General features: G+C 55.4%; 1 protein-coding gene. It reads right to left on the bottom strand.

Annotated elements, in window-relative coordinates:
- A partial coding sequence (locus SB765_RS30020; protein ID WP_410932547.1) for a molybdopterin-dependent oxidoreductase occupies nucleotides 1-256 on the bottom strand: 256 nt, incomplete at its 3' end.
- Nucleotides 257-269: the final 13 nt, after the last annotated feature.

Here is a 269-nt window from a genome sequence, read left to right as displayed (position 1 = left end):
CACAGGCCAGTGCGCCATCGGTGCCAGGGCGAATGGGCAGCCATTCATCTTCACGCCCGGCAGCAGTGTCGTTATAACGTGGATCGATGACGATCATGCGTGCGTTTGAACGTTCGCGGGCTTGCTCGACGTAGTAAGTGACACCACCGCCGCTCATCCGCGTTTCTGCCGGGTTATTTCCGAACATAACGACCAGTTTCGTATTGGCGATATCATCCGGGCTGTTGCCATCATTGGCACCGAACATATAACTCATTGCGGCACTGATC

This window comes from Pseudomonas sp. SIMBA_067, from assembly GCF_046534675.1.
Classification (GTDB): Bacteria; Pseudomonadota; Gammaproteobacteria; order Pseudomonadales; family Pseudomonadaceae; genus Aquipseudomonas; species Aquipseudomonas putida.
The sequence above is the reverse complement of the archived record's forward strand: the minus strand, read 5'-3'. Positions and strand labels throughout refer to the sequence as shown.